Origin of the sequence: Mesorhizobium sp. M0910, from assembly GCF_040319465.1 — a bacterium.
In the GTDB taxonomy this organism is placed as follows: domain Bacteria; phylum Pseudomonadota; class Alphaproteobacteria; order Rhizobiales; family Rhizobiaceae; genus Mesorhizobium.
The window spans coordinates 534,987-544,626 of the sequence record NZ_JAMYNZ010000004.1 but is presented as its reverse complement, the minus strand read 5'-3'; the positions used below and the strand labels follow the sequence as shown (position 1 = coordinate 544,626).

The following is a 9,640-nucleotide window of genomic DNA, read 5'->3' as shown; positions in this document are numbered from 1 at the left end:
GCGCGCTGATCCTGCGCCATGCCTGCACCGGCTGCGGCGTCCACATGCACGGCCCGGTCGAGCGCGACCACGCTTTCAAGGGGCTGTCCTTCATCCATCCGGAACGCTTCCAGGAGGATGGCTGGTCGCCTCCGGGCTTCACCGCCTTTGTCTCGTCGATCATCGAGTCCGGTGTCGATCCGAGCCGCATGGACGGTATAAGGTCACAGCTGAAGTCGATCGGGCTCGAACCTTATGATTGCCTCAATCCTGGCCTGATGGACTATATCGCCACCTGGACGGCCAAGAGATCCGGCGCGTTGCCGGCCTAGTAGCCGCTCGACTATCATCGATCGAGCCGGGCGAAGCCGCCCGGCTCTTTCACATTTGGAATCACGATGCCCGCACCTGCTATTCTCGTCGACGCCGACGCTTGCCCGGTGAAGGCCGAGGTCGAAAAAGTCGCCGAGCGGCACGGCATCGTCGTCACCTTCGTCTCCAATGGCGGCTTGCGTCCGTCGCGCGATCCGATGATCCGCAATGTCGTCGTCTCCAAGGGCGCGGACGCCGCCGACGACTGGATCGTCGAAAATGCCCGGTCCAACGACATTGTGGTGACCGCCGATATCCCGCTTGCCGCGCGCGCGGTGGCGCTTGGCGCCCACGTACTTGGTCCGACCGGACGCCCGTTTACGCCCGAAACGATCGGCATGGCGGTGGCAATGCGCGATCTCAAGCAGCACCTGCGCGAAACCGGCGAGAGCAAGGGCTACAATTCGAGCTTCGCGCCGCAGGATCGCTCGCGGTTCCTAGGCGAGCTTGACCGCATCCTACGGCGAGCGCTGAAATCCGCGCCAGCGGACTGAAAACCATGGCGACCGGTACCACGACCAAGATGCCCATGCGACGCCACACGCTGTTCGCGGTGTCGGCCTGCATCGGCGTGGCAGCCTTTGGCGCAGCGCTGATCTGGCGTGCGCCGCTTGCCTATTCGATCGGCGCCAATGTGTTCTTTGCCGCCTATCTGGTTCTTGTCATCGCCCACATGCCGCGGCTTACCGGCAGCTATCTGCGCAAGAATGCAGGCGACACTGACCTGCCGGTATTGGCGATCTTCGCGGTCACTCTGGTTGTGGTCGCCATTGCCATCATTTCGTTGTTTCAATTGATCAACAGGGAGAAGAGCGCGGACGCCGTCGAGCTTACGGTGGCGCTGCTGTCCATCCCGCTTGGCTGGTTGACCATCCATGCCATGGCGGCACTTCACTACGCGCATCTCTATTGGTTGGACGGCGATGCGATGGATGGCGACACCAAAAAGAGGATTCCAGTCGGCGGCCTCGACTTCCCGGGCGGCAAGCGGCCGGAGGGCTCGGATTTCCTCTATTTTTCGACAGTGATCGGCATGACGGCGCAAACCGCCGACACCAACGTCACGACCTCGCAAATGCGCCGTGTCGTGCTTGTGCATTCGATCCTGTCGTTCTTCTTCAACACTGTCATTGTGGCAGCCGCGGTCAACCTCGCCGTCAGCCTCGGCAGTCTGTAATAAATCCGTGATCGGGTGAAACATCGCTTAGGCTGGGGACGTATTTGGGAGAGAAGAGATCTGACGAGGCTGTGGCGAACGCGCGGCCGGAGGAAACAACAGATGGAATCGCTTGCCAGAAACCAAGCCGCCGGAGCAGATACCGCCGCGCCGAGCGATGTGACGCTGATCTATCGCCAGTCGCGCTGGACGCGGCTGACGCATTGGCTATGGGCGATCGCGCTGTTCTTCATGCTGCTTTCCGGCCTGCAGATCTTCAACGCCCGCCCGCAGCTCTACATCGGCAAGGAGTCGGGCTTTGGCTACAACAACACCATCTTCGCCATCGGCGCCGAGAATACCGCGGCTGGCCCGCGCGGCTACACCGAAATCTTCGGCAAGCGCTTCGATACCACTGGTGTGCTCGGCTGGTCGGGTCCGGCCGGCCAGGAGACTTCCCGGGCCTTCCCGTCCTGGGCTACGATTCCTTCCTACTACGATCTCGGCACCGCGCGCGTCGTTCATTTCTTCTTTGCCTGGGTGCTGACCACCACGCTGCTGGTCTGGCTGGTCGCCAGCCTCATCAACGGCCATTTGCGCCGCGATCTTGCCCCGCGCCTCGATGACATCAGGCGGCTGCCGCAAGACATTGTCGACCACGCCAGGTTCAGGTTTCACCACAGGCGCGAATACAACACCTTGCAGAAGATGGCTTATGGCGGCGTGCTGTTCGTGCTGCTGCCGCTGATGATCATCACCGGCCTTGCCATGTCGCCGAGCATGGATTCGGTCCTGCCGTTCCTGAACGATTTGCTCGGCGGCCGACAGACGGCGCGCACCATTCATTTCACGGTGATGCTGCTGCTCGTCGCCTTCTTCATTATCCACATCCTGATGATCCTGGCCGCCGGTCCGATCAACGAGCTGCGCTCAATCATCACCGGCTGGTATCGAACCGACCCGCCGGCGCATGCCGACAATGCGCCAGAGAGGAGTCCCTGACATGTCGAAATTCGAGATCAGCCCCAAGCTACAGATAAGCCGAAGAAAGTTCCTGACCTCGGCCAGCCTCGGCCTTTCCGGCATCATGCTGTCGGGCTGCGACGCCTTCGACAGCCAGCTTGGCGTCGGCGACAGCCTGCGCAGCTTCCTCGAAAGCGCCAATGGCCTGACCTGGCGGGCGCAGCGACTGCTTGCCGGCGCTGATGCGCTGGCGCGGGAATTCACCGAGGCCGACATTCGCCAGCCGCAGCGGCCGAACGGCGTCACCGCACCCGACGACGATTTCTACAAGGGCCTGCTCGCCAGCGATTTCGCCGACTGGCGGCTGGAGGTTTCCGGCCTTGTCGAAAAGCCGCTGTCGCTGACCCGCGAGCAGCTGATGAACATGCCGAGCCGCACCCAGATCACCCGCCACGACTGCGTCGAAGGCTGGAGTTGCATTGCCAAATGGACCGGCACGCCGCTGTCGCTGGTGCTCGACCAGGCCGTGGTCAAGCCGCAGGCGCGCTATGTCATGTTCCACTGCCTCGATACGATCGACCGCAGCCTTGCCGGCGATATCAAATATTACGGCTCGATTGACCTGATCGATGCCCGTCATCCGCAGACGATCCTTGCCTATGGCCTCAACGGCAAGCCGTTGCCGGTCGAGAACGGCGCGCCGCTGCGCGTCCGCGTCGAGCGCCAGCTCGGCTACAAGATGCCGAAATACCTCTACAAGATCGAGCTGGTCGACGGCTTCGCCAATATCGGCGGCGGCAGAGGCGGCTATTGGGAGGACAATGGCTACGACTGGTACGGCGGCATCTGACTGAAACCTGATCTCAGTTTCACCTAAAGCGCGCCGCGTTCGATCGGCCTCATGCGACGCGCTGTAGGCTCTTCTTTTCATGCATGTCGTTGTCGCAAAACCGCTGCGCACTTTTGCGCGACATGCATTAACTGTCGTCGTCGCCGTCGTCGCCGTCGCTCCGCAGGGCCGGATTCAGGTCGGGATTATCGTCCGGGGTGACGAGCTTCCCAAGCCCGTGCGGTCCTTGGTAGTTGCCGTGGGTATCGAAGCTGGGATTGCCCTGATTGTCGAATTGCGGCGTCGGATCGATCGATTGGTCGTAACGGCGCGGGCGCGGCTTCGGATAGTAATTATCGGAATGATGGCGATGCGAATTGCTGTTGTCGAGAATGGCGCCTACCACGCCGCCGACGATAATGGCTGCGGCGAGGTCGCCAGCAGAGGGGTTACGGTCGGGGCCGGCGACTGCGAATTCGGCCGAGCAACCATTGTCGACCCAGATGCCGCCGCCGTCATAGCCCCAGCTTCTACCGTATACGCAACGTGCCTTCGATAGACGGGAGGTCAACTGCACGCCACGTCGCGTATCGACCCCGCAATAGGAATAACGGTAATCGGCGCTGGAGCAGACCACGCGTTTTGCCCCCGCAGCCTGCGCTGCCGCCGGCAGCAACGAAAGCTTCGCCGGGTTGCCCAGGATGCAACCCAGGAACATCATCGAACCGGTAACCGCCATCCGTGCCGACATTGCAACTCTCCATCAGGGTCCGCTATCGACAGAATGGCACCTCTGTGTAAGTCTGACAACCGGACGGGCTCAGTGAGGTTATATTAATGCGCGCTAAGATTATCGCCACTATTATACTTGCCCTTTCTGCATGGTTGGCTTTGTCGCTGCTGCCAGCCCGGGCGGACGACAGCCTCAAGCGCATCATCGATCAGAAGACACTGACAGTCGGCGTCGCGCTCAACCCGCCATGGATCCTCAAGAAGGCCGACGGGAAGTTCGCCGGCTATGATGTCGACCTGACCAGTGCGCTGGCGTCCGATCTCGGCGTCGACCTGAAGCTGGTCGAGGTGCCATGGAACGACCTCAAGACGCGATTGCTCAAGGGTGATTTCGACATGATCGCGGCGGGCTACGCCAGCACGCCGGAACGCGCACGCGAGGTGGTGTTCTCCGACCAGACCGGTACCGCCGATATCCGAATGGTGGCGACGATCGCCAGTCTTGGGAAAAGGCCGGGCAAGGCACTGGCGGCGCCGGGCTACAAGATCGCCGTGCTCTCCAACTCGACGGACGAAGCCGCCGCGAGGGAAGCATTCCCGAAAGCGGCCATCGTGTCATTCGACAATGCGGCCGATGTTTTCGCCGCCGTCATCAGCGGGCAAGCACAGGCGATGGTGGCGACATCGCCGACGCCGCAAATGGCCGCCAGGCTTTATGACGCCAAGCTCAAGCTGGTGGGCGGCCCGCTGTTGCGGACGCCGGAAGCGTTTGCCATGCGGCCGGACGATGTCCGCCTCATCCAATACTCAACAACTGGATCGGCGCGCGCACCGCCGACGGCACCATAGGCGGCGTTCGCCGCTACTGGTTCGGCAGCTTCAAATGGATGTCGCGCTTCGAGACAGCCAAGCCCGAGCCCGCAAAACAATAGGGTCGCGACCTGTTTGAACGAGGCAGCGAAGACTTGCCAGTAAAAATGTCGCTGGCAGGTGACAAGGTGTCGTCCACGGGCTATGGATGACGAGTCGAGGGCTCCTGACCGAGTCCTACCTGTTTGCGGGAGAGAGCAGCGAGAGCTGCCGCCGAAGGGGAAATCGCCCGAAATCTCTCAGGCAAAAGAACCGTAGACGGGAAAGACACTCTGGAAAGTCGGGGCTTGCCCCCGCGCCGAAGGTGTAAGCGCTGCCGACAGAGTTACGGGGCGCGAGTCTCTCAGGCTTCAGACAGAGGGGCACGGACTGGTCGCCATTCGCGGCCGCTTGCGTGCGACTCTGGAGATGACATGACGGGCGACGATACCAAACACCTTCCCCTCGAAGATCTGCACATGGCAGCTGGTGCGCGCTTTGGCGCCTTCGCCGGCTGGTCGATGCCGCTGACCCATCCGGCCGGCGTGATGAAGGAGCACCTGCACAGCCGTGAGCATGCCGGCCTGTTCGACATCTCGCACATGAAGCTGTTCGAAATCAGCGGTACGGGGGCAGCAGCGCTTCTGAACCGCGCCTGCCCGTTCGATGCCGGCGCACTTGAGGTTTCCCAGTCCAAATACACGTTCTTCCTCAATGAGGCGGCCGGCATTCTGGACGATCTGATCGTCACCAGGCTCGGCGCCGAGCGCTTCATGATGGTCGCCAATGCCGGCAACGCCGCCGCCGACGAAAAGCATCTGCGCGCACTGGCCAAAAATTTCGATGCAGAGGGCGATTTCGATGTAAAAGTGGATGCGCTCGACCGCGTCTTCCTGGCCATACAGGGCCCCGAGGCGTGGGCTGCCCTTTCCCGCGCCGGCATCGAGACCGGTTCGCTGGTGTTCATGCACGGCATCGAGCCGCGCGAAAAATGGTTCATGAGCCGGTCCGGCTATACCGGCGAAGACGGCTTCGAGATCGGCCTGCCGGAAGCGGATGCAAGAAACCTCGTCGCCAGGCTGCTCGAGGACGAGCGGGTGATGTGGGTCGGCCTTGCCGCCCGCGACAGCCTGCGGCTCGAAGCCGGACTGTGCCTGCACGGGCTGGACATCACGCCGGAGATCGATCCGGCCAGCGCCGGGCTGATGTGGGCCATCCCCAAGGAGGTTCGCGCCTCTGGCGCCTTCATCGGCGCCGATGCGCTGCGCGCCATCCTGGAGCGTGGTCCGGCGCAAAAACGCGTCGGCCTGAAGCCGGAAGGCCGCCAGCCGGTGCGCGCCGGTGCTGCCCTTTTCGATGCTGACGGCAACCCTGCCGGCCATGTCACCTCAGGCGGCTTCGGCCCCTCGGCCGGTCATCCGGTCGCCATGGGCTACGTCCAGACGCCGCTTGCCAAATCCGGCGCAAAACTGTTCGCCGATGTCCGCGGGACGAAAATCCCGGTCGACATCCACCCCTTGCCCTTCACGCCCCATCGCTACCGCAAAGGATGATTTCAATGGCAAAGACCTATTTCACCGAAGATCACGAATGGCTGCGCGTCGAGGGCGGCATCGCCACGGTCGGCATCACCGATTACGCGCAGCAGCAGCTCGGCGATCTCGTCTTCGTCGAACTGCCGGAGCCGGGGAAGAAGCTGGCCAAGGGCGACACCGCCGTGGTGGTCGAATCGGTCAAGGCCGCATCGGACGTCTACGCGCCGGTCGACGGCGAGATCACCGAGGCCAACACCTCGCTGTCATCGGATCCTTCACTCGTCAATTCGGCGGCAACCGGCAACGGCTGGTTGTGGAAGATGAAGCTGGCCAATGAGCGCCAACTCGACGGACTCCTCGATGAAGCCGCTTACAAAGCCCATATTGGTTGATAGCAGGACCAGGAAGATGACCGCAGCACCCTACCCCTTCTCGGCTCGCCATATCGGCCCGGGCCTCCATGACGTCAGAGCCATGCTGGCGACGATCGGCGTTCCTTCGGTCGAGACCCTGATCAGCCAGGCAGTGCCGAAGTCGATCCGGCTCGACCGGCCGCTGGCCCTGCCCGCGCCCGCAACCGAAGCGGAAGCGCTGGCCGAGCTCGCGGCGACGATGGCAAAGAACACGGTGCAGAAGAGCTTCATCGGTGCCGGGTATCATGGCGTCCACGTGCCGCCGGTGATCCAGCGCAACCTGTTCGAGAACCCGGCCTGGTATACGGCTTACACGCCTTACCAAGCCGAGATCAGTCAGGGCCGGCTGGAGATGCTGTTCAACTTCCAGACACTGGTGACGGAACTGACCGGCCTGCCGGTGGCATCGGCCTCGCTGCTCGACGAGGCGACGGCGGTGGCCGAAGCGGTTGGGATCGCGCTGCGCCATCATCGCGACAAGCGCACCAAGGTGGCACTGGCCGGCACGCCGCACCCGCAGACGCTGGACGTCGTGCGCACCCGCGCCGAGCCGCTCGGCATCGAGGTCGACGGCGAGGTGATCGACGACAACACCGCCGCCCTGCTGGTCTCCTGGCCCGATACATTCGGCGTCTACGGCGACCACAAGGCAGCGATCGACAGGGGCCGTGCTGCCGGCGCGCTGGTCGTCTTCATCGCCGACCCGCTTGGCCTGACGCTGACCGATGCGCCGGCCAGGCTTGGCGCCGACATCGCCGTCGGCCCGATGCAGCGTTTTGGCGTGCCGATGGGCTTTGGCGGGCCGCACGCCGCCTATTGCGCCGTCTCCGACAGGCTGACGCGGCTGATGCCCGGCCGGCTCGTTGGCCAGTCGACGGATAGCAAGGGCCGTCCTGGTTATCGCCTCGCTTTGCAGACACGCGAACAGCATATCCGCCGCGACAAGGCGACGTCCAACATCTGCACCGCACAGGCGCTGCTCGCCAATATGGCGACGGCCTACGCGATCTGGCATGGCCCTGCCGGGCTGCAGGCGATTGCCGGCCGCGTCCACACGCTGGCCAACCGCCTGGCTGCCGGCCTCAAGGCAGCGGGCGTTTCGGTGGTCGGCGACAGCCATTTCGACACGGTGACCGTGAAAGTGAAGGGCAGAGCCGGCGCGATTGCCGCCGCCGCAGAAAAGACCGGCCGGCTGCTGCGCGTCATCGACGCCGACCATGTCGGCATCAGCTTCGACGAGACCTCCACCGAGGCCGATCTGGAGGCGATCGCAGCACTTTTCGGCGCCAAGGCCGGCGTTGCCGCCGGCAGTTCCATGCCAGGAAGACCGCGCGGCAAGGAGTTTCTCACCCAGCCCGTCTTCCGCGAAAACCACTCGGAAACCGACATGATGCGCTTCCTGCGCCGGCTGGCCGACAAGGACCTGGCGCTCGACCGCGCCATGATCCCGCTCGGCTCCTGCACCATGAAGCTCAACGCCGCCGCCGAAATGATGCCGGTGAGCTGGCCTGATGTCGCCAACCTGCATCCCTTCGCCCCGGCCAACCATTCGACAGGCTATCGCGCCATGATCGACGAGCTGGAAGGCTGGCTGGCCGAGATCACCGGCTTCGACGCGGTGACCCTGCAGCCCAATGCCGGCAGCCAGGGCGAATATGCCGGGCTGCTCGCCATTCGCGGCTATCATCTGTCGCGCGGCGAAGGCCATCGCACCATCTGCCTGATCCCGTCCTCGGCGCATGGCACCAATCCGGCAAGTGCGGCCATGGCCGGCATGAGCGTCGTCGTCGTGCGCTGCACCGAGGACGGCAATATCGATACGGCCGACCTGCAGGCCAAGGCGGCCGAGCATGCGCACAACCTCGCGGCGCTGATGTTCACCTACCCTTCGACGCATGGCGTCTTCGAGGAAGGCGCGCGCGACCTTTGTGCCCTCGTCCACAGCCATGGCGGCCAGGTCTATTTCGACGGCGCCAATCTCAACGCGCTGGTCGGCCTCGCCCGTCCCGGCGATATCGGCGCCGATGTCTGCCACATGAACCTGCACAAGACCTTCTGCATCCCGCATGGCGGCGGCGGCCCCGGCGTCGGCCCGATCGGCGTCAAGGCGCATCTGAAGCCATATCTGCCCGGCCACGTCACCGAAGGCTCGGCCCATGCCGTGGCGGCGGCACCGTTCGGCAGTGCCTCCATCCTGCCGATCACCTGGATGTATATTCGTATGATGGGCGCTTCCGGCCTGAAGCAGGCGACCGAGACGGCGATCATCTCCGCCAACTATGTGGCGACGCGGCTCGGCGAGCATTTCCCCCTGCTTTACAAAGGGCGCAACGGACGCGTTGCGCATGAATGCATCCTCGACACCCGCGCGCTCAAAGACAGCGCCGGCATCAGCGTCGACGATATCGCCAAGCGGCTGATCGACTATGGTTTCCATGCACCGACCATGTCGTTCCCGGTGGCCGGCACACTGATGGTCGAGCCGACCGAGTCCGAGCCCAAGCGCGAGCTGGATCGCTTCTGCGAGGCGATGATCGCCATAGCCGGCGAGGCAGCCAAGGTGGCGAAGGGCGAATGGCCGTTGGCCGACAATCCTCTAGTCAATGCGCCGCACACCGCCGCCGAGGCGTTGGCCGGCCAGTGGACCCATCCCTATTCGCGCCTGGAGGCGGCCTACCCCGCCGGCGATGCCGACACGGCGGCAAAATACTGGCCGCCGGTGTCGCGCATCGACAATGTCGCCGGCGACCGCAACCTTGTCTGCTCCTGCCCGCCGCTGTCGGAATATCTGGGTGCGGCGGAATAGATCATG

General features: G+C 63.6%; 9 protein-coding genes, 1 pseudogene and 1 riboswitch. Of the genes and pseudogenes, 9 read left to right on the top strand and 1 reads right to left on the bottom strand.

Annotated elements, in window-relative coordinates:
- The 5 genes and pseudogenes from NKH78_RS13610 to NKH78_RS13590 form a co-directional block, all read left to right on the top strand.
- Positions 1-311: pseudogene (locus NKH78_RS13610) on the top strand (S-(hydroxymethyl)glutathione synthase); the annotation flags it as partial.
- Positions 312-377: 66 nt separating this feature from the next.
- On the top strand, positions 378-845 hold the full coding sequence (locus NKH78_RS13605) for a YaiI/YqxD family protein (protein WP_254818384.1): 468 nt from the start codon (positions 378-380) through the stop codon (positions 843-845).
- Positions 846-850: 5 nt separating this feature from the next.
- Positions 851-1,528 (top strand): DUF1345 domain-containing protein, encoded by a 678-nt coding sequence (locus NKH78_RS13600; RefSeq protein WP_352737115.1) that lies wholly within the window; start codon positions 851-853, stop codon positions 1,526-1,528.
- A 102-nt stretch (positions 1,529-1,630) separates the two neighbouring features.
- On the top strand, positions 1,631-2,509 hold the full coding sequence (locus NKH78_RS13595) for a cytochrome b/b6 domain-containing protein (RefSeq protein WP_352737116.1): 879 nt from the start codon (positions 1,631-1,633) through the stop codon (positions 2,507-2,509).
- A gap of 1 nt (position 2,510) precedes the next feature.
- Positions 2,511-3,320, top strand: coding sequence for a molybdopterin-binding protein (locus NKH78_RS13590; protein ID WP_352737117.1), 810 nt, complete (start codon positions 2,511-2,513; stop codon positions 3,318-3,320).
- A gap of 127 nt (positions 3,321-3,447) precedes the next feature.
- On the opposite strand, the gene NKH78_RS13585 is transcribed toward NKH78_RS13590, so the two are convergent.
- Entirely contained in the window at positions 3,448-4,050 is a 603-nt protein-coding gene (locus NKH78_RS13585; protein WP_352883059.1) for a DUF3011 domain-containing protein, read from the bottom strand.
- Positions 4,051-4,136: 86 nt separating this feature from the next.
- On the opposite strand from NKH78_RS13585, the gene NKH78_RS13580 reads away from it, so the two are divergent.
- The 4 genes from NKH78_RS13580 (at position 4,137) to gcvP (ending at position 9,634) form a co-directional block, all read left to right on the top strand.
- Positions 4,137-4,880 carry a transporter substrate-binding domain-containing protein gene (locus tag NKH78_RS13580; protein WP_352883057.1) on the top strand — a complete coding sequence of 248 codons (744 nt, stop codon included), beginning with the start codon at positions 4,137-4,139 and terminating at the stop codon, positions 4,878-4,880.
- A 199-nt stretch (positions 4,881-5,079) separates the two neighbouring features.
- Positions 5,080-5,166: riboswitch (glycine riboswitch) on the top strand.
- 148 nt (positions 5,167-5,314) lie between these two features.
- Positions 5,315-6,433 (top strand): glycine cleavage system aminomethyltransferase GcvT, encoded by a 1,119-nt coding sequence (gene gcvT / locus NKH78_RS13575; protein WP_352737119.1) that lies wholly within the window; start codon positions 5,315-5,317, stop codon positions 6,431-6,433.
- Positions 6,434-6,438: 5 nt separating this feature from the next.
- The gene (gene gcvH, locus NKH78_RS13570) at positions 6,439-6,807 is read left to right on the top strand and encodes a glycine cleavage system protein GcvH (protein WP_352737120.1); all 369 of its coding nucleotides are present in this window, start codon (positions 6,439-6,441) and stop codon (positions 6,805-6,807) included.
- Positions 6,808-6,823: 16 nt separating this feature from the next.
- On the top strand, positions 6,824-9,634 hold the full coding sequence (gene gcvP, locus NKH78_RS13565) for an aminomethyl-transferring glycine dehydrogenase (protein WP_352737121.1): 2,811 nt from the start codon (positions 6,824-6,826) through the stop codon (positions 9,632-9,634).
- Positions 9,635-9,640: the final 6 nt, after the last annotated feature.